The sequence below is a fragment of the Streptomyces zagrosensis genome (assembly GCF_014203645.1).
Lineage (GTDB): Bacteria > Actinomycetota > Actinomycetes > Streptomycetales > Streptomycetaceae > Streptomyces > Streptomyces zagrosensis.
Window position 1 is genome coordinate 32,458 of sequence record NZ_JACHJL010000032.1, and the last position, 20,059, is coordinate 52,516.

At 67.5% G+C, this 20,059-nt stretch carries 15 protein-coding genes; 12 read left to right on the forward strand and 3 right to left on the reverse strand.

What is annotated here, in order from left to right:
- Positions 1 to 130 precede the first annotated feature (130 nt).
- From FHS42_RS34050 to FHS42_RS34060, 3 genes are all read left to right on the forward strand, one after another.
- Entirely contained in the window at positions 131 to 1,285 is a 1,155-nt protein-coding gene (locus tag FHS42_RS34050; protein ID WP_312867157.1) for a S8 family serine peptidase, read from the forward strand.
- 132 nt (positions 1,286 to 1,417) lie between these two features.
- Positions 1,418 to 1,762 carry a WXG100 family type VII secretion target gene (locus FHS42_RS34055; RefSeq protein WP_184579855.1) on the forward strand — a complete coding sequence of 115 codons (345 nt, stop codon included), beginning with the start codon at positions 1,418 to 1,420 and terminating at the stop codon, positions 1,760 to 1,762.
- Between the two features lie 33 nt (positions 1,763 to 1,795).
- A complete protein-coding gene (locus FHS42_RS34060) occupies positions 1,796 to 2,083 on the forward strand; it encodes a WXG100 family type VII secretion target (RefSeq protein WP_184579857.1) in 288 nt (95 codons plus the stop codon).
- Positions 2,084 to 2,314: 231 nt separating this feature from the next.
- Here the strand turns inward: FHS42_RS34060 and eccCa are convergent, their stop codons facing one another.
- Entirely contained in the window at positions 2,315 to 6,289 is a 3,975-nt protein-coding gene (eccCa, locus tag FHS42_RS34065; protein WP_184579859.1) for a type VII secretion protein EccCa, read from the reverse strand.
- Between the two features lie 174 nt (positions 6,290 to 6,463).
- Here eccCa and eccD point away from each other — a divergent pair, with 174 nt between their 5' ends.
- From eccD to FHS42_RS34095, 6 genes are all read left to right on the forward strand, one after another.
- On the forward strand, positions 6,464 to 7,933 hold the full coding sequence (gene eccD, locus FHS42_RS34070) for a type VII secretion integral membrane protein EccD (protein ID WP_184579861.1): 1,470 nt from the start codon (positions 6,464 to 6,466) through the stop codon (positions 7,931 to 7,933).
- An 874-nt stretch (positions 7,934 to 8,807) separates the two neighbouring features.
- Positions 8,808 to 9,095 (forward strand): 30S ribosomal protein S15, encoded by a 288-nt coding sequence (rpsO, locus tag FHS42_RS34075; protein WP_030991941.1) that lies wholly within the window; start codon positions 8,808 to 8,810, stop codon positions 9,093 to 9,095.
- A 635-nt stretch (positions 9,096 to 9,730) separates the two neighbouring features.
- Complete coding sequence (locus tag FHS42_RS34080) at positions 9,731 to 11,947, forward strand: polyribonucleotide nucleotidyltransferase (RefSeq protein ID WP_184579863.1); 2,217 nt, start codon at positions 9,731 to 9,733, stop codon at positions 11,945 to 11,947.
- A complete protein-coding gene (locus FHS42_RS34085) occupies positions 11,947 to 13,335 on the forward strand; it encodes a M16 family metallopeptidase (protein WP_221477139.1) in 1,389 nt (462 codons plus the stop codon). The genes FHS42_RS34080 and FHS42_RS34085 overlap by 1 nt, the downstream gene beginning before the upstream one ends.
- A 382-nt stretch (positions 13,336 to 13,717) precedes the next feature.
- A complete protein-coding gene (dapB, locus tag FHS42_RS34090; protein ID WP_184579867.1) occupies positions 13,718 to 14,470 on the forward strand; it encodes a 4-hydroxy-tetrahydrodipicolinate reductase in 753 nt (250 codons plus the stop codon).
- A 5-nt stretch (positions 14,471 to 14,475) separates the two neighbouring features.
- Positions 14,476 to 14,928, forward strand: coding sequence for a hypothetical protein (locus FHS42_RS34095; protein WP_184579869.1), 453 nt, complete (start codon positions 14,476 to 14,478; stop codon positions 14,926 to 14,928).
- A gap of 56 nt (positions 14,929 to 14,984) precedes the next feature.
- Here the strand turns inward: FHS42_RS34095 and FHS42_RS34100 are convergent, their stop codons facing one another.
- Together FHS42_RS34100 and FHS42_RS34105 are read right to left on the reverse strand one after the other, a co-directional pair.
- On the reverse strand, positions 14,985 to 15,539 hold the full coding sequence (locus FHS42_RS34100) for an SCO5741 family PH domain-containing membrane protein (RefSeq protein ID WP_184579871.1): 555 nt from the start codon (positions 15,537 to 15,539) through the stop codon (positions 14,985 to 14,987).
- Positions 15,540 to 15,589: 50 nt separating this feature from the next.
- On the reverse strand, positions 15,590 to 15,832 hold the full coding sequence (locus FHS42_RS34105) for a hypothetical protein (RefSeq protein WP_184579873.1): 243 nt from the start codon (positions 15,830 to 15,832) through the stop codon (positions 15,590 to 15,592).
- A 239-nt stretch (positions 15,833 to 16,071) separates the two neighbouring features.
- Between FHS42_RS34105 and thyX the strand changes: the two genes are divergently transcribed.
- From thyX to FHS42_RS34120, 3 genes are all read left to right on the forward strand, one after another.
- Positions 16,072 to 16,833, forward strand: coding sequence for an FAD-dependent thymidylate synthase (gene thyX, locus FHS42_RS34110; protein ID WP_221477140.1), 762 nt, complete (start codon positions 16,072 to 16,074; stop codon positions 16,831 to 16,833).
- Positions 16,834 to 17,079: 246 nt separating this feature from the next.
- Positions 17,080 to 17,979, forward strand: a complete 900-nt coding sequence (gene dapA, locus FHS42_RS34115; RefSeq protein WP_184579877.1) for a 4-hydroxy-tetrahydrodipicolinate synthase — start codon at positions 17,080 to 17,082, stop codon at positions 17,977 to 17,979.
- Between the two features lie 128 nt (positions 17,980 to 18,107).
- Positions 18,108 to 19,793: a ribonuclease J gene (locus FHS42_RS34120; RefSeq protein WP_184579879.1), complete on the forward strand. Its 1,686-nt coding sequence runs from the start codon at positions 18,108 to 18,110 to the stop codon at positions 19,791 to 19,793.
- The last annotated feature ends 266 nt before the right edge of the window (positions 19,794 to 20,059 follow it).

Here is a 20,059-nt window from a genome sequence, read left to right on the forward strand (position 1 = left end):
GAGTAGCCGTCCTCTGCTGCGTTACCGGGAGAAATAAGAGCGAATGCCTTTTGCGTTGAGTCATTGGCGACGATGCCTGATCCACATGCTCGTATTCTTGGGAGTTGGATCAGTCTGGATAGCAGCTCCCGTGTCGGCTGAGGATTTCCGCAGCCGCCAGTGGCACCTGGATGCCATGAGTGCCGAAGAGTTATGGGGCGTCAGCACAGGGAAGGGCGTGATCATTGCAGTAATTGATTCGGGTGTTGACCCTGTCCCTGAGTTGCAGGGCTCAGTCGTGGACGAGAAAAATTTCGCTGGTGAGCGACCACTGAGAGGGAACGTTGGGCGTGGCCATGGAACGGAGATGGCTTCCTTAATTGCTGGTACGGGACGTTCGGGGGGTGTTAAAGGGCTGGCCCCTGATGCCAAGATCATGTCCCTGAAAACCGGCTACGCTGATCTGACGATAGGTGCGCCCACTGATGTTTGGATCCAGGCTATTGAATATGCTGTGGACCATGGCGCACGTATCATCAACATGTCGCAGACGGCAACGGGTCTGAATGACGCACGGATGAGAAGTTTGCAGGCGGCTGTTGACTATGCTCGAAACAAGGGCGTGCTGGTTTTTGCCGGGTCGGGAAATGATGGAAAGGATGGCAGCCCTGTTGGGTATCCATCGAGCTACCCCGGAGTCGTAGGCGTAGCCGCAGTAGACCAGTCCGGAAAGGTAGCGGACTTCTCCACGTACGGCCCGCAGGTGAAGTTGGCCGCTCCTGGGGTGGGGATTCCGGGTAGATGTAAGAACGGGCAAGGGTTCTGCGCGCAGGACGGCACCAGTCATGCCACCGCCCTAGCCTCCGCCTCCGCCGCTCTCATCTGGTCCAAGCACCCCACCTGGACGAACAACCAGGTTCTTCGGGTGATGATGCAGACGGCGAGCAAGCCGGAGGGCAAGGTGCCCAGCAAGTACATCGGTTACGGCATTATTCGTCCGGGGCAGGTCCTGATCGACGGTAAGGGCGATCCGGGCGACCCCGACGTCAATCCGCTGTTGCCGAATAAGAAGCAGGCGGAGCCGTCGCGCCAGCCGTCCTCCGAGCCTTCCGCCTCGTCGCCGGGCATAGGTAAGAATTCCGACTCCGAAGACGCTCGACGTGCTGCCGAAGGCCTCGCGTCCAGCGGGGGCGAGGGCGGGGGGCCCAGCCGTCTGTGGCCGGTGTTGGGCGCGGGCGCCGGTGTGGTGGCCATCGGGGCGGCGGTCTTTTTTCTGCGGCGGCGTACCTCTCGATCGAGCCCGTAGTGACGAACCAGAGTGACGGACAAGTTCGTAGTGCCGGATAAGCGCTCGTGACCGGCATGTATGTAGTGACGGGCGAGTACGTAATGACCGACCACCGCCAGCAGCAGTACGGACAACGGAGGGAAGCACGCAATGGCCGGAAATCTGAAGGTAACCGAGGCTGAACTCACGCAACTGATCAATGACCTGGACCTGATGGAGGGCTCCCTGGAGAATAAGATCCGGGCATTGAACGGCGTGGTGGACCGGATTGAGAGCGGGTGGAAGGGCTCTGCCGCCGGGGCTTACAACCAGCTTCAGAGCGGCGTCAACCTGCATGCCCGAAAGATTCGGGAATTGCTTGTGCTCATCGAGCAGGCGATGAAGATGAGCCGTGACGGCTTCTCGCAGCAGGAATTGGACCAACTACAGAAGTTCAAGAACATGCAGGGCGACGGTGGCGGCGGCGGCCAGAGCCGCATCCTCGACATGGCCTGACGGCCGAAACCCCCTCTGACTCAAGGAGAGTCGATGTCACTTCTCGTTACGTACGAAACCGTGACCACGGCCGCCAATGACGTCCGTACGACCGCGAACACGCTGAAGACCGAACTCGATGAACTGCACCGACGTGTAGAGCAGGTCGTTGCGACATGGGAGGGTGACGCACAGATCGCCTTCCATGAGACTCAGACGCAGTGGAACACCTCGGTCAATGAACTGACCAACACGCTGCAGCAGATCGCGCGGGCCCTGGATGACGCGACGGACGGATACCGCGCCACGGACAAGGCCGCCGCGTCCCAGTTCCGTATGTAGGGCTTGCTGAATACGTACGCCCTCCGGGCCAGAGCGGTGCAAATCAGCCGCACGGTTGGAGCGCGCGACGCGTCATTTGCGGGGCGGATCGATTACCTGATCCGCCCCGCATTGTCGTGTGCCTGTGCCTGTGCCTGTGCCTGTGCCTGCGAGTGTGCTGACTTGCCTCGGCGCCCCCTCGGACCCGTACCTGGACGCCGGGCCTGGGATGATCCGTGCTCGAACTGCCCGTCAGTTCTCCGGCAGCCACCCCAGTTGCACCAGCGGAGTGCCGCGGCGGCGGGTGACGAAGACGGCCCTCCCGGGGGGCAGCGGCCGAGGTCGTACCGTGCCCAGGACTTCGCCTTCGCCGCGGTCGCCCGAGAGGACGACCCCCTGCGCACCGAGTTCCTTGGCGCGCTGCATGAAGGGCTCGAAGGATGAGCGGGACGCACCCGCCGAGTTGCGGGCGACGATGAAGCGGACGCCGACGTCCCGGGCGAAGGGAAGGTTTTCCATGAGTACGGCAAGGGGATTGTCACCGCTGGAGACGAGTTCGTAGTCGTCGATCAAAACGAACAGCTGCGGGCCCGACCACCAACTGCGGTCCCGCAGTTGCTGAGGGGTGACATCGGGCCGTGGCGCCCGCCTTTCCATCACGGTGTTGACGGCATTCATATGCGTCAGTAGCGAGGGAGCGGTCGGCGCGTACTCCAGCAGGTATTCCGAGGGAATGGCCTCCAGCAGCGAGCGTCGATAGTCGCCTACGACGATCTGTGCCTCGTCTTCCCTGTACCGCTCCGTGATCTGCTTCGCGATCAGGCGGAGCAGCGCCGTCTTTCCGGATTCGCTCTCGCCGAAGATGAGGAAGAACGGGTCGGTCTCGAAATCGACGTACACCGGCTCCAAGTTGGTCTCGTCGATGCCGATGGCGATGCCGCGCTGGGGGAACTCGAAGCCTTTGGGGAGACGGTCAGAGGAGAGCCGGCGGGGGAGGAGACGGACCGCTGGAGCGTGTGGGCCCGGCCAGTGTGTGGTGACGGCGCGGACCAGGGACGAGGTGGCGTCGGAGATGCCATCCGGGTCGCTGGCCGAGTCCATACGCGGCTGGGCCGCCATAAAGTGCAGCTTTTCTGGCACCTGGCCGCGGCCTGGGACGCCGGCCGGAACGTTGGCGGCGACCTTGCGGTCGAACTCGGAGTCCAGAGAGTCACCGAGGCGGAGCTCTAGGCGGCCCAGCAGTTGGTCCTTGAGGTTGGCCCGCAATTCCATGTAGCGCGACGCGGTGATCACGACGTGGATGCCGTAGCCAAGGCCTCGGGCCGCGATGTCGGTCACGATGAGCTCCAGCATCTCGTACTCCTGCTTGAACGACCCCCAGCCGTCAATCAGCAAGAACACATCACCCCACGACTGGTCGGGGAGTTGCCCCGCGGCGCGTTGGCGGCGATAGGAGGTGATGCTGTCGATGCCGTTCGCGCGAAAGTGCTCCTCGCGGCGCGCGAGGACGCCGGCGACCTCAGCGACCGTACGCCGCACCCGCTCCGGGTCCAGGCGTGAGGCGACGCCGCCCACATGGGGCAGGTCAGTGAGGGCCGACATGCCGCCGCCGCCGAAGTCGAGCCCGTAGAACTGCACCTCCCGCGGAGTGTGCGTGAGCGCGAACGAGGCAATCAGGGTCCGCAGAAGCGTGGACTTGCCCGACTGCGGGCCTCCCACCACCAGCATGTGCCCCGCGGCGCCGGAGAAGTCGCGGTACAGCACCTCGCGGCGCTGTTCGAAGGGCTTGTCGATGAGACCGAGCGGGGCGACGAGGCCACCGAGACGCGTGTAGTCAACGGCATGCAGGCCACGTTCGGGGGAGGTCGATAGCCGTGGCAGCAACTGGTCCAGAGTCGGCGCATCCTCCAACGGCGGCAGCCACACCTGGTGGGCCGGCTGGCCCTGGCCCTCCAGACGGCGTACGACCACATCGAGCACCGTGTCGGCCTGTGGGTCATCCCCCGTACGGGGCACCGTGAGCGTTCGTGGGTCCGGTAGGCCGTACACAACCGGCACCGGCGCCGCCGTGAACAGCGCGGGGCGGCGCTCGATGGGCAGCGACCCGCCGGGGGAGGCCGTCACGCCAGTGCGGTACACACCGGACACGTACGCCGCCTTGAAGCGGGTCATCTGCTCCGTACCGAACTTCACATAGCCCGAGCCGGGGATGGACGGCAGGTGGTACGCGTCCGGCACGCCCAGCGCCGTACGAGACTCGGCTGCCGAAAACGTCCGCAATCCGATGCGGTACGACAGATAGGTGTCCAGACCCCGCAGTCGGCCCTCCTCCAAGCGCTGCGAGGCCAACAGTAGATGCACGCCGAGGGACCGGCCGATGCGGCCGATCTGGATGAACATGTCGATGAAGTCCGGCTTGGCGGAAAGCAGTTCGCTGAACTCGTCGATGACCAGGACCAGCGATGCCAGCGGCTCCAGCGCGGCGCCCGCCGCGCGTGCCTTCTCGTAGTCGTGGAGGTTGGCGAAGTTGCCGGCGGAGCGCAGCAGCTCCTGTCGGCGCTGCAACTCGCCACGGATTGAGTCACCCATCCGGTCCACCAACGTGAGGTCATCCGCCAAGTTGGTGATCACCGCCGATACGTGCGGCATACGGGACATGCCGGTGAAGGTGGCGCCGCCCTTGAAGTCCGCCAGCACGAAGTTGAGCGTCTCGGACGAATGCGTCACCGCGAGCCCCAGCACCAGCGTGCGCAGCAGCTCCGACTTGCCCGAACCGGTCGCCCCCACACACAGTCCGTGTGGCCCCATCCCCTCCTGCGCGGCCTCTTTCAAGTCGAGCATCACCGGCTGGCCGTCCTCGCCCACACCGATCGGCACCCGCAGTCGCTCCGACTGCGTACGCGAGCGCCAGGTGCGCGTGACATCGATCGCAGCCGCGTCACCGAGTCCCAGCAGGTCCGTGAAGTCCAGGTTGGCCAGCAGCGGCTCATCGTCGTCCCCGCCGCCCACCCGCAGCGGCGCGAGCTGACGCGCCAACGCCTCCGCCGCCTCCAAGGACAGCGCATCCGGCGACCCCTCATATCGGACGCCCGCCCCGGAGTCCAGGCTCAGTCGGCCTGGGCGCACGTCCACCGACAGGCCGCCGCGCAATGCGTCCAACTCGCCAGATACCACCTCAACGATGGTGACACCCTGGAGGCCCTCGGGCGCAGCGAACACCGAATCAGGCGGCACCATGCCGCCGTCCAGCACGATCACCAGGTGCGGCTGGTCGAGCAGCGGCTGGCCGTCGCGCTGGAACCTGGGCCGCCCGTCGAGCCGCCTGCCGACGAGCTCCTCCAACTCACCGAGATCGTCCCCGAACAGCCGCTTCGTACCCGCTCCATCCACCGACCCCGGCAACTGCGCGTGCGGCAACCACTTCGTCCAGTCCCAACGCGGCACAGCATCCGGCGATGCCACGACCGCGACCAGCAGGTCTTCCGGCGAGTGCAGCGCCACCAGCTGCGCCACCAGGGCCCGCGCCAGGTCGTGCGCCGACCGCGACTCACCTGAGATGGTCAGGTGGTAGAAGCGGCGCAGCGAGATGGCCATCGGCAACCCGTCCTGGGCGCCGTGCACCGCCACGAATCGCTGCATGGCGCCGGCCGACAGCGGCTCCAGCTCATCGATCGGCGCCGTGTCGGGCGCCACCAAAGGCGTGGCGAGCTGCTGTGTGCCGAGCCCGACCCGCACCTGCCCGAAGTCTGCGTCGCTGACCCGCCGTTCCCACACCCGGCTCGCGGCGTCCCCGGACGGGCGCGCGCAGCCCTCCGCCACCAGGGACCACAACTGGTCCGGAGCGGGGTGCAGGTAAAACTGGGCGTCGCGCTGGGCCCGCGCGGTGCGCCGGATGTGGCGGCGTGTCTGTGCGAGGTACTTCAGGTAGTCCCGGCGGACATCCGCCAACTGGCCCTGCGTGCCCCTGCGGTAGCGCACGATCTGGGCGATCACCATGCCCACCGTGGACACCAGCATCAGCGCGCCCATGATCCGCATGAATGGCGGCGCACCCGGCATGAAGAAGAACACCACCGAAGAGCCCATGCCGAGCATCGGCAGGAGCTGCATCAACACGCCCTCCTGCTGCCCACGGGGCAGCTCGGGGGGTGGTTCAAGCCGCAGCTCGTCCGATGGCACCTCGGCAGGCAACGCCCGCGGCGGACGCTTGACGACGATCTGACTCACCGGTGCACCAATCCCCGTGTTGCGGCGACGACTTCGGGAAATTTCGGGCCGAAATACCCGCAGCGCCAACCTCTCACCTCGTATGCGTGATCCTACTGACACGCTCTGACACCGAGGTAGGTAGGGTGACCGGCGCGCACCCGTCACACAGGCGCCAAACAGAGGGGCACCCTGGTGAGTTCGACCGCAACGACCGGCTTCAGCCGTGTCACCGTCGTTGCTCCCGACAGTCGTATCGACGTCGCTCTGCCCGACGACATCGCGGTCGCCGACGTCTATCCCGAAATTCTTCGGCTGACCGGCCAGACCCAACCCCCGGGCACGCCCACCGGCTACCACTTGCTACGGCGCGACGGCACCGTCCTCGATGGCGCACGCACGCTGGCGGCGCAACGCGTGCTGGACGGTGAACTGCTCAGCCTGCGCCCGTTCGCCGACTCCCTCCCGCCCACCGTCTTCGATGACGTATCCGATGCCGTGGCGACCGCTGTCACGCGCGATCGGCACCTGTGGCGCGAGGACATGCTGCGCGGCGCGGGCCTGGTCGGCGGAATGCTGCTGCTCGTCCTGATGAGCTTCGTGCTCTGGTACGCGGACCCCGACCGGCACGCCATGCACGGCCTGCCCGGCATCGTCGCCGGCGTGGCCGCGGTGCTGCTGACGGCGCTCGCCGGGGTGCGAGCCCGGGTGTATGACGATCGCGCGTCGGCCGTCGCGCTGGGGCTTGGCGCCATGCCGCACCTACTGATCGCCGGCTCCGGGATCATCGCGGCGGACCGCGGTGCGGGGCCGGGGCGGCTACAGTTCCTGCTCGGTTGCGTCTGCGTCCTCGTGGCCTCTGTGGTGCTCGTGGCGCTCACACCCAACGGAGATGCGCCGTTCGTCGCCGCCGCCTTCGCCGCGACCATCGGGACGCTCGCCACGTTCTGCGCCATCCTCGCCGACGCGAGTGCCACCGACGCCGCCGCAGTCTGTTTGCCCGTAGCGATCGGCACCCTGGCTTTCTTGCCTGGGCTCTCCACCCGCTTCGCGCGGCTGCCGATCGGCTACGCCTCGCCGTACAGCGCGACCAGCATTGACTTCGACGCCGACCCTGACGACCCGCCCGCACCCGACCCGGTCGATGCCGAACGCATCGCCGCCCAGGCGCGGCGCGGTCACGAGATGCTGCTCGGTTTGGTCGGTGGTTGCAGCGTGGTCGTCATCGGGGCGGCGGGGGTACTGGGTTTCTCGGAGGCGGTATGGGGCCAGGTGCTCGCCCTGGTTGCTGGCCTGGCGATGCTGCTGCGGGCCAGGCTCTTTCGGTACACCTCGCAGGTCGCCTGTGTCCTTGTGGCCGGTGTCGGCGCCATCGGCCTGCTGGTGCTCGGGCTCGCGTTGCACGCCCCCGACCATCTCCAACAGGAGCTGCTGCGCGGCGACCGAACCGGCATGGACGTACGCACCGTCTGGCTCGCAGGCGCCATCGCCGCCGGAGTCGCGCTGATCGTCGCACTCGGACTGATCATCCCGAAGAGGGGGCTGACGCCCTTCTGGGGCCGCGTCTCGGACCTGGCGGAAGGGGCGCTGCTGCTGTCGTTGGTGCCGCTGTGCCTGGCCGTACTCGATGTCTACGCATCGGCACGGAGCATGACGAGTGGGTAGCCGCCGGCGCTGAGGCGCGAGTCTCGCGCGATCTGCGCGGGGGTACGGAGCGGGGGTACGGAGCTGGGGTGCCCGGGGCTGGCGAGGCCGGGCGCCGATGGACACGGCGGGTGTCACTTGATGCTGGCGCGGCCTGGCGCGACCAACCCCGTACGGGCCCCGCACGGCGAGACGGCCCACGCGGCCTCGTGCCCCGTGCCCCGTGCCCCAGCTCCCCGTGCTCCGTCGCTTCGTGTGGTCATCCCCCTCGTGGGTCGTGTGGGCGCCCCGTACTCATGCGGTGGGGCTCCGTGCTCCGTATGGGGGCGCCGTGCCCGTCACTCCGTACGCCCCGTGCCTCGTGCCTCGTGCGGCGGGAGGCTTCGCAGGACCCGCCGACGCCGCCCCGTAGCCCCGTTAGGGCGCTCCGTGCCCCATGGCCCCGTGCCGGCGCGGCCCCGTGTAGCGCTCTGCGCTCCGTGCCCGACGCCGCCCCGTGCTCCGTGCCCGACGCCGCTCCGTAACTCCGTGCAGCGCTCCGTGCCCCGTGCTCCGTGCTCCGTGCCCCGTGCCCCGTCGCTCCATACGCTCATCCCACCACCCCGACTACACGCCACCCCCGCAACCACTCCACATCACTCCACGCACACCACCCCACCCCGACTGCACCCCACCCCGTCCCACCCCCACACTGACCCGCCCAGCCCCAGCCCAGCCCCCGGTCAGCCCTCTCCCGAGTGGCTGGTACGCTGTGTGACGGCCGTGTGTGTACGCGTTTCCGGAGGATCTGGAGACTGCGCCCAGCGGACCCCGCTTTCCGAGTCATGGAAGCTCTCCCGCGAATGAGACCGGGGGCACTCGGTGGCCGAAATAAGAGATTCCTTAAGGAGTACGCGTGTCGCTCGACGCCGCAACGAAGAAGCAGATCATGACCGAGTTTGCCACCAAGGAGGGTGACACCGGCTCCCCCGAGGTTCAGGTCGCCATGCTCTCGCGTCGCATCTCGGACTTGACCGAGCACCTGAAGACGCACAAGCACGACCACCACTCCCGCCGTGGCCTCCTGCTCCTGGTCGGCCAGCGTCGCCGCCTGCTGCAGTACCTGGCGAAGAAGGACATCACGCGTTTCCGTGCACTCGTCGAGCGCCTCGGCATCCGCCGCGGTGCGGCGGGCGCCAAGTAACACGCCGTGGAGGGAGCGGTTCCCAACGATGGGAGCCGCTCCTTTGCCGTACGGCCACGCGACCGCACATCCGTACGGCTATACGTCCGCACGGTTGGGCCTCAGCCGGTTACGCCGGCTACGCGGTTGGCGCCCGCCGCTCACGCGTCGGGCGGGCACCTCAGCCGTACGGCACATCGCACGCATATGCGTATCCGTACCGCATGCGCACCCCTACCGCCCCCGCGCCTGTACCCAGCCCACACCGCTCGCCACGCGGTCGGGCGGCTGGCCGCGGCGGGCAGCACACGCCCCACACCGACACCCCGCAGACCGGGTGGCCACGAGGCCGCAGCCGGCCCGCGCGGCAGCCGGAGCACAACACCATGGCGCCTTGGACAGACGTCTCAGCCATCGTGGCGAAGGCTGAAGGTTTGTAGTCTGGTCCCATAACGCCATAACGAACGAGGGGGAGCGCCCTCTTCCCGCCGAATCGAGGCCGCAGGCGCCGGTCCTCGGTAGTGGCTCCCGGAGCTGGCAATTCCGGTAGCTTCGATCGAAGACCGGCCCGGCCGCCGGAGCCTGGCGGCACCGAGCGCTCCTCCACCACCGTCCCCGTCACACGGACGAGGGACGCAGACGAGGAGTTTTTTCTGGTGGAGAACGAGACCCACTACGCCGAGGCCGTCATCGACAACGGCAGCTTCGGCACCCGCACCATCCGCTTCGAGACGGGCCGGTTGGCCCGTCAGGCCGCCGGTTCCGCGGTGGCCTACCTGGACGACGACACCATGGTGCTGTCGGCCACCACGGCTTCCAAGAACCCGAAGGACCAGCTCGACTTCTTCCCACTGACGGTGGATGTCGAAGAGCGGATGTACTCAGCCGGCAAGATTCCCGGCTCCTTCTTCCGCCGTGAGGGCCGGCCGTCCGAGGACGCGATCCTCACCTGCCGCCTGATCGACCGCCCGCTGCGCCCGTCCTTCAAGAAGGGCCTGCGGAACGAGATTCAGATCGTTGAGACGATCATGGCGCTCAACCCCGACCACCTCTACGACGTGGTCGCCATCAACGCTGCTTCCTGCTCCACGCAGCTCGCTGGCCTGCCCTTCTCCGGCCCGATCGGCGGCACCCGAGTCGCGCTGATCAACGGCCAGTGGGTCGGCTTCCCGACCCACACCGAGCTGGAGAACGCCGTCTTCGACATGGTCGTCGCCGGTCGGGTCCTGGCGGACGGTGACGTCGCGATCATGATGGTCGAGGCCGAGGCCACCGAGAAGACCATCCAACTCGTCAAGGACGGCGCCGAGGCCCCCACCGAGGAGGTCGTGGCTGCCGGTCTTGAGGCTGCCAAGCCCTTCATCAAGGCCCTGTGCCGGGCGCAGGCGGAGTTGGCCTCCAAGGCGGCGAAGCCGACCGGTGATTTCCCGGTCTTCCTCGACTACCAGGACGACGTCCTGGAGGCGCTGTCCGAGGCCGTGCGCGGCGATCTGACCAAGGCGCTGACCATCGCGGGCAAGCAGGAGCGCGAGAGCGAGCTCGACCGCGTGAAGGCGGTGGCCGCCGAGAAGCTGCTGCCGCGCTTCGAGGGCCGCGAGAAGGAGATCTCCGCCGCGTACCGTTCGCTGACCAAGACCTTGGTCCGCGAGCGCGTGATCAAGGAGAAGAAGCGGATCGACGGCCGTGGCGTGACGGACATTCGTACGCTGGCCGCCGAGGTCGAGGCGATCCCGCGGGTGCACGGTTCGGCGCTGTTCGAGCGCGGCGAGACCCAGATCCTGGGTGTCACCACGCTGAACATGCTCCGCATGGAGCAGCAGCTCGACACGCTGTCCCCGGTGACGCGCAAGCGCTACATGCACAACTACAACTTCCCGCCGTACTCCACCGGTGAGACCGGTCGCGTGGGTTCGCCCAAGCGCCGCGAGATCGGCCACGGTGCGCTCGCCGAGCGTGCGCTGACGCCGGTGCTGCCGACGCGCGAGGAGTTCCCCTACGCGATCCGCCAGGTCTCCGAGGCGCTGAGCTCCAACGGCTCGACCTCGATGGGCTCGGTCTGTGCCTCCACGATGTCGCTGCTGAACGCCGGTGTGCCGCTCAAGGCCCCGGTCGCCGGCATCGCCATGGGTCTGATCTCGCAGGAGATCGACGGCGAGACGCACTACGTCACCCTCACCGACATCCTCGGTGCGGAAGACGCCTTCGGTGACATGGACTTCAAGGTCGCGGGCACCAAGACCTTCGTCACCGCGCTTCAGCTCGACACCAAGCTCGACGGCATCCCCGCCTCGGTGCTGGCCGCCGCGCTCAAGCAGGCTCGGGACGCCCGGCTGCACATCCTCGATGTGATGAACGAGGCCATCGACGTCCCGGACGAGATGTCCCCGAACGCGCCGCGGATCATCACGGTGAAGATTCCGGTGGACAAGATCGGTGAGGTCATCGGCCCCAAGGGCAAGATGATCAACCAGATCCAGGAGGACACCGGCGCCGACATCACGATCGAGGACGACGGCACCATCTACATCGGTGCCGCCGACGGCCCGGCCGCCGAGGCCGCCCGCGCCACGATCAACGGCATCGCCAACCCGACTATGCCGGAGGTCGGCGAGCGCTACCTGGGTACGGTCGTCAAGACCACCACCTTCGGCGCGTTCGTGTCCCTGCTCCCGGGCAAGGACGGCCTGCTGCACATCTCGCAGATCCGCAAGCTCGCCGGTGGCAAGCGCGTGGAGAACGTCGAGGACGTGCTCGCGGTCGGCTCGAAGGTCCAGGTCGAGATCGCCGAGATCGACCAGCGCGGCAAGCTCTCCCTGATCCCCGTGATCGAGGGCGAGGAAGGCGACGACCAGAAGGACGAAGCCGCCCAGTGATGTCCCGTGCGCACCGCGCGACGGCCCGCCCCTCCAACGAGGGGCGGGCCGTCGCCCGTACCCGGTCCACGACCAAGACGCTCCTCAAGGGTGAGAACGGCATCGGTACGGTCCGCCGCACCACCCTCCCCGGGGGGCTGCGCGTGGTCACCGAGACCCTTCCGTCCGTCCGGTCGGCGACATTCGGCATCTGGGCGCACGTCGGCTCCCGCGACGAGACGCCGGCACTCGGTGGCGCCACCCACTACCTGGAGCACCTGCTCTTCAAGGGCACTGAGCGGCGTAGCGCGCTCGACATCTCCGCCGCGATCGACGCGGTCGGTGGCGAGATGAACGCCTTCACGGCCAAGGAGTACACCTGTTACTACGCGCGGGTGCTCGACACCAACCTGCCGTTGGCCATCGACGTGGTCTGCGACATGTTGACCAGCTCGCTGATCGAACCTGCGGATGTGGAATCCGAGCGCGGCGTCATCCTCGAAGAGATTGCGATGACGGAGGACGATCCCGGCGACTGCGTTCACGACTTGTTCGCAGAGACGATGTTCGGCGACACCCCGCTGGGCCGCCCCGTTCTCGGCACCGTGGACACGGTCAACGCCCTGACCGCCGATCGCGTTCGGCGCTTCTACCGCAAGCACTATGACCCCACCCACCTGGTGGTCGCCGCCGCGGGCAACGTGGACCACGCCCGCGTCGTACGCCAGGTCCGTGCGGCCTTCGATCGGGCCGGGGCACTGGAGCGGACGGACACGGAGCCGGTGTCGCCGCGCGGCGGCAGCAGGACGATCCGCACCGCTGGCCGCGTTGATCTGGTGGCCCGCAAGACCGAGCAGGCGCACATCGTGCTCGGCATGCCCGGCATCGCCCGCACCGACGACCGGCGGTGGGCGCTGGGCGTGCTGAACACGGCGCTCGGCGGCGGCATGAGTTCGCGGCTGTTCCAGGAGGTGCGGGAGAAGCGCGGACTGGCGTACAGCGTGTACTCGTACACCTCTGGCTTCGCCGACTGCGGCCTGTTCGGGGTGTACGCGGGCTGCCGCCCGAGCCAGGTGCACGATGTGCTGCAAATCTGCCGCGACGAGCTCGACCAGGTCGCGGAGAACGGGCTGAGCGACGAGGAGCTGCGGCGGGCCATCGGCCAACTCTCCGGCTCCACGGTGCTGGGCCTGGAGGACACCGGCGCGCTGATGAACCGCATCGGCAAGAGCGAGCTGTGCTGGGGCGACCAGATGTCCGTCGATGAGATGCTGCGGCAGATTGCGGCCGTCACCGCGGACGACGTACGCGAGATCGCCCGTACGGTCTTGGGGCAGCGGCCCTCGCTTGCGGTCATCGGCCCGCTGAAGGACAAGCAGGTGGGCCGGCTGGACGAGGCGGTCGCCTGACCGAGCGCCCTGCTGACCTGCCGCCTTGCAGCGCTACGGCATCGCCGCGCCGTGTCCCGTCCTGTCCGTTCGGTCACGCTGCACGGCCCCGCCCCGTACGACCCCGCTCCGCGTGGGGCGGGGTCGCCGCGCGACATCAGGTCGGCGGCATGATTGTCGCTGTGTCCAGACGGTCCAGACCGGGCAAGCGGCAGCAAGCGGCACCGTACGGGGCGGGCAGCCGGTCGCTCCGTGCCCCGTGCCCCGTGCTCCGTGCCCCGTGCCCCGTGCCCCGAGCACCATTGCCCCGGCCCGCCCCGTCCGTCGGGGCACGCCGGCAGTGTCGTCCCACCGGTCCGACTCCTCCCGTCCCACCCGCTAGAGCGAAGGAAAGCCAAAGACGATGAGCAAGCTGCGCGTAGCCGTGATCGGAGCCGGGGGCCGCATCGGGTCCGAGGCGGTACGGGCCGTGCAGGCGGCCGATGATCTGGAACTCGTCGCCACACTGGGGCGGGGCGACCGCTTGGAGACGCTGACCGAGGCGGGCGCTCAGGTCGCCGTCGAGCTGACCCACCCAGACGCCGTCCTGGGCAACCTGGAGTTCTGTGTCCGCAACGGTATCCACGGCGTTGTCGGGACCACTGGTTGGAGCGAGGAACGCCTGGCGCGCCTGGGGGAGTGGCTGGACGCCGCCCCCAGTACCGGCGTGTTGATCGCGCCGAACTTCTCCATCGGAGCTGTACTCACCATGCGGTTCGCTCAGCAGGCGGCCCGCTTCTTTGAGTCGGTCGAGGTCATCGAACTGCACCACCCGAACAAGGCGGATGCCCCGTCCGGCACCGCGACTCGTACCGCGCAGCTCATCGCTGCGGCGCGACAGCAGGCGGGCAGCGCCCCGCAGCCGGACGCGACCAGCACCGCCCTGGACGGGGCACGGGGCGCCGATGTGGACGGCGTTCCGGTGCACTCCGTACGGCTACGTGGGCTGCTCGCCCACCAGGAGGTCCTGCTCGGCGGCGCGGGTGAGACCCTGACCATCCGACACGACTCCCTCCACCACAGTTCGTTTATGCCGGGCATCCTGCTCGGTGTGCGGCGCGTGGTGACGACTCCGGGCCTGACCTTCGGGCTGGAACACTTCCTGGATCTGGACTGAGAACAGTGCGCGCAAAGATCACTTACTTCGCCCTCGCGGCGGTTCTGGTCGTCTACTTCGTGCTGGTCGGCAGCCGCGGCGTGCTGCTGATCCAGCAGGGCACCGCGTTGACCATCGGGTTCGGCGCGGGCGTACTCGTGCTGCCGTTCATCGGCGCCTGGTTCCTGTGGCAGAGCACGAAGTTCGCCCGCGCGGCCAACCGGCTGGCCCGCAAGCTGGAGACCGAGGGCGCGCTGCCTGTCGACAATCTGGCCCGCACGCCCGGCGGCCGGATCATCCGCGACGCGGCGGACGCGGTCTTCGAGGAGCGCCGTGCGGAAGCGGAGGCGGCGCCGGACGACTGGCGCACCTGGTTCCGGCTGGCAGTCGCGTACCACGACGCCCGCGACACACCTCGGGCCCGCAAGGCGATGCAGCGCGCCATCAATCTGCACGATGGGCAGCCGGTACGGAGCTGAGCCGGGCCCGCACGCGGAACTAGGCAGCCCGCTAGGGCTACGGGGCCGCGGCGCCGTTACGCGTGTTCCGCCGCCCACGCCTCGATCACGTCGGCCGCCCGCTCAAAGGCCGTGCCACGGCCGAGGAAGTCGCTGTTGTGGTCGGTGATCACCGTGCGCAGCACATCGCCCCGCGCCGTGGTGATGACCAGAGCCTGTCCCTGCACGGTACGCGGCAGGCCGAGGAGCTTCACCGGCTGTTGCCTGGTCCGTATGCTCGCGACCTGCGGCCAGCTCAATGTCACGGTGCTCATCAGGCCGATCTGCCGCAGCCCGTGTTGGCTCACCCATACGCCCATCCGTAGCAGCCGCACCGCGATGGCGATCATGATCGCGGCGATGACAGCGCACCCCCCGGCGCCCGCCATCGAGCCCGCCATGGCGATGACCATGGACGACAGCAGTACGAACGAAGCCAGCAGCAGGAGCACCGCGGCGAGCCCGACCCGCCAGGGACCCGGCCGGTACGGACGGCGCCACTGCTCACGGTCTTGGCCCTCGTGGGGCAGCGGCGAGAAGCCGGCCGCGGCCTCGTCGAACTCGCGGTCGGCAGTCAGAAAGGTCAAAGGCACGGCGCGTCCTCACTCACCAGCACACTCGGCTGTGCGGGGTGAGGCTACCGTCAGTGCCCCTCGGCCGCCTCCGAGCGCGGAACCTGATGAGTCGAATGCGACTCCGCACCCAGCGAGGGCATCCCGAACAGCAGCGCGCCCACGAAACCCGCGGCAACGGTCAGCCCGATCAGCGTCCGCCCCGCTATCTGGCCCCGTGTGGACGGCTCCTTCGGTGGTGGCGCCACATTGCTACGGAAGTGGTCGGCCTCCGCGACAAAGGCGAACGGCACGGACTCTCGCCGTCGGAACATACGGACGCTCTCCTCAAGGTCTCGGGGCCGGCACACCAGATGTTGAGCTATCGGGGCCATCTGTACGGGGAACGTCTGAGCGCTTCCACGCGTGCCCGTTTTCAGCTACTTGGAGGAGAAAATATCAACTATCACGTCAGACTCCGCCATCAGGGTCCGTTTTGTCGGGCAAGACTCCTGAAGGACGTGTGCGTCGGGACTGTCGGTGGGGGCCCGTAAGCTGGGCGCCGCCCAGAGCGATGCAAGTGGAAGGACCCTCAGTGACCGACAACCCCGCAGAGAGCGCCACGGCGAGTTTCCGCAGTGACATGACCGTCGAGCTGGTCAAGCACAGCGCTGCCGACTCTGATGTGCTGTGGGCCGCCAGGGTCTCCACGGCGGGCGAACAGTCCTTGGAAGAGCTCACCAAGGACCCCGAGCGCTCCAAGGGCTTGATCAATTACCTGATGCGGGACCGGCACGGCAGCCCCTTCGAGCACAACTCGATGACCTTCTTCATCAGCGCCCCGATCTTCGTCTTCCGGGAATTCATGCGGCACCGCGTCGGCTGGTCGTACAACGAAGAGTCCGGCCGCTACCGGGAGCTGCAACCGGTCTTTTACGTCCCGGCCGAGTCCCGCAAGCTCGTACAGCAGGGTCGCCCCGGCAAATACCGGTTCGTCGAGGGCACCCAGGCCCAGCAGGAGCTCACGGGCAAGGTCATGGAGGACGCGTACGTCCACGCGTACGAGGCGTACCAGGAGATGCTGGATGCCGGTGTCGCCCGCGAGGTGGCCCGCTCGGTGTTGCCGGTCGGCCTCTACTCCTCGATGTACGCGACGTGTAACGCCCGCTCCCTGATGCACTTCCTTGGCCTGCGTACGCAGCACGAGCAGGCGGCCGTGCCGTCCTTCCCGCAGCGGGAGATCGAGATGGTCGGCGAGTTGATGGAGGCGCAGTGGACCGCTTTGATGCCGCTCACCCATGCGGCGTTCAACGCCAACGGGCGCGTCGCCCCGTAGCTGGACGTGGCGTGACCCCCCAGGATGCGCTGTCCGTATTGCGGCGTTTCGTGAAGTGCACCTAGGCTGACCAACGGGCCCGGCACTGCCTGAACCCCCGAGCAGGCAGTGCCGGTGCCTCCCGTCGCGGCGACTCCTTTTGTGCTCGCGAACAGCCCCATGACGCGGCATTTCGTGCCGGTTTGGCCGACGCCGCGGGTCCCCCTAGGGCGCACGTACGGGTGCGCTGCGAGTAGCGTGGTGCCCATGGCTCCGACTTCCACATCGCAGACCCCTTTCGGGCGCGTGCTGACCGCCATGGTCACGCCGTTCACGGCTGACGGCGCGCTCGACCTCGACGGCGCCCAGCGGCTCGCCGCCCACCTGGTGGACGCGGGTAACGATGGGCTGATCATCAACGGCACCACCGGCGAGTCCCCGACCACCAGCGATGCGGAAAAAGCCGAGCTTGTACGAGCCGTCGTAGAGGCGGTCGGCGACCGTGCGCACATCGTCGCCGGAGCCAGCACCAACGACACTCGGCACAGCGTCGAACTGGCCCGCGCCGCTGCCGCGGCCGGCGCCCACGGTCTGCTCGCCGTCACTCCGTACTACAGCAAGCCCCCGCAAGAGGGTTTGCTCCAGCACTTCGCGGCCATCGCCGACGCGACCGAGCTGCCGGTCATGCTCTACGACATCCCCGGCCGTAGCGGAATTCCGATCAGCACCGAGACCATCGTCCGGCTCGCGGAGCACCCGCGCATCGTCGCCAACAAGGACGCCAAGGGCGACTTGGGGCGTGCGAGCTGGGCCATCGCCAGGTCGCGGCTCGCCTGGTACTCCGGCGACGACATGCTGAATCTGCCGCTGCTTTCGGTCGGCGCCGTTGGCTTCGTGTCCGTCGTCGGGCACCTGGTCAGCCCGGAGCTGCGCGCGCTCCTTGACGCGCACCTGACCGGCGACGTCGCCAAGGCGACCGAGATCCACCAAAAACTGCTCCCCGTCTTCACCGGAATGTTCCGCACCCAGGGCGTCATCACGACCAAGGCGGCGCTCGCCTTGCAGGGCCTGCCGGCCGGACCGCTGCGGCTGCCACTCGTAGAGCTGTCGGCAGATGAAACCGAGCAGCTCAAGCGAGATCTTGCCGCCGGCGGGGTACAGCTCTAACCACAGACTTCACAACCGAATAACGAACCCATTTGCAAGTGCACGAATGACACTCGCGCCACGTGCCTCTCTGCGCGCTCCCAGCGGAGCCCCAGAGGACATGTGGCGCGCGTGGTAAGGAGAGTCTTTTGAGTCATCCGCATCCAGAACTCGGCCCGCCGCCGAAGCTTCCCAAGGGCGCCCTGCGGGTCACCCCGTTGGGCGGGCTCGGCGAGATCGGCCGCAACATGACCGTCTTCGAGTACGGTGGGCGGCTGCTGATCGTTGACTGCGGAGTGCTCTTCCCTGAGGAAGAGCAGCCTGGAGTTGACCTGATCCTGCCGGACTTCACGTCCATCCGGGATCGCCTCGCCGACATCGACGGCATCGTGCTCACGCACGGCCACGAGGACCACATCGGCGGCGTCCCCTTCCTGCTCCGCGAGAAGCCCGATATCCCGCTGATCGGCTCCAAGCTGACGCTCGCCCTGATCGAGGCGAAGCTTCAGGAGCATCGCATCCGGCCCTACACCCTCGAAGTCACCGAGGGGCACCGGGAGCGGATCGGTCCCTTCGAGTGCCAGTTCGTCGCGGTCAACCACTCCATCCCGGACGCCCTCGCGGTCGCCATCCGCACTCCCGCGGGCATGGTGGTGCACACCGGCGACTTCAAGATGGACCAGCTTCCGCTGGACGGGCGCCTCACCGATCTGCGCACCTTCGCCAAACTCGGCGAGGAGGGCATCGACCTGCTGCTCTCGGACTCCACCAACGCTGAGGTCCCCGGCTTCGTCGCCCCGGAGCGCGACATTTCCGGAGTGCTCCGCCAGGTCTTCGGCAACGCCGACAAGCGCATCATCGTGGCGAGCTTCGCCAGCCACGTACACCGCATCCAGCAGATCTTGGACGCGGCCCACGAGCACGGGCGACGCGTCGCCTTCGTCGGCCGCTCCATGGTTCGCAACATGGGCATCGCACGCGACCTGGGGTACCTACGCGTCCCCCCGGGGCTCGTCGTGGACGTACGCAGCCTCGATGACCTTCCCGACGACGAGGTCGTGCTGGTCTGCACGGGGTCACAGGGCGAGCCGATGGCGGCGCTGTCCCGGATGGCCAACCGCGACCACCAGATCCGCATCGTCCAGGGCGACACGGTCATCCTCGCCTCGTCCCTGATCCCGGGCAACGAGAACGCGGTGTACCGGGTCATCAACGGGCTCACCCGCTGGGGCGCCAACGTCGTCCACAAGGGCAATGCCAAGGTGCACGTCTCGGGACACGCTTCGGCCGGCGAGCTCCTGTACTTCTACAACATCTGCAAGCCGCGCAACCTCATGCCCGTCCACGGCGAATGGCGCCATCTACGGGCCAATGCGGAACTCGGCGCGCTGACCGGCGTTCCCAAGGACCGGGTGGTCATCGCCGAGGACGGCGTCGTGGTCGATCTGGTGAACGGCATCGCCAAGATCGTCGGCAAGGTGCAGGCGGGTTACGTGTACGTGGACGGCCTCTCGGTCGGTGACGTCACGGAGTCCTCCCTCAAGGACCGCCGCATCCTTGGAGACGAGGGCATCATCTCCGTCTTCGTGGTGGTGGACAGCACCACCGGAAAGATCGTCGGTGGCCCGCATATCCAAGGCCGAGGCACCGGTATCGATGATTCCGCCTTTGTCGCGGTGACCCCGAAGATCGAGGAATCGCTGGCCAAGGCCGCAGCCGACGGCGTCGGCGAGCCACACCAGCTCCAGCAGCTCGTACGCCGCGCCATCGGTAAGTGGGTCTCTGACAGCTACCGCCGGCGCCCGATGATCCTGCCGGTCGTCGTCGAGGTCTGACCATCCTTCACCCTCTGGACGGCCGCGCCCGGCCTCGATTTGCCTCCGGCCGCGGCCGTCCAGTACGTTTACGGCTCCACCTGATCGGGAACCCGACGTACTCATACGTAGGGAAACACCGAAACAAGGTGGGGAAATCGACTCAGAGAAATCTGATAAAGTCGGTATCACGCCGAAAGGCAAAAGGCTCTCCAACGGCCACTGGAAACAAATTCCGCCGGAAACAGCGGGAAAAGGATCTGGTAAGGTTGGAAACACCGAAGGGA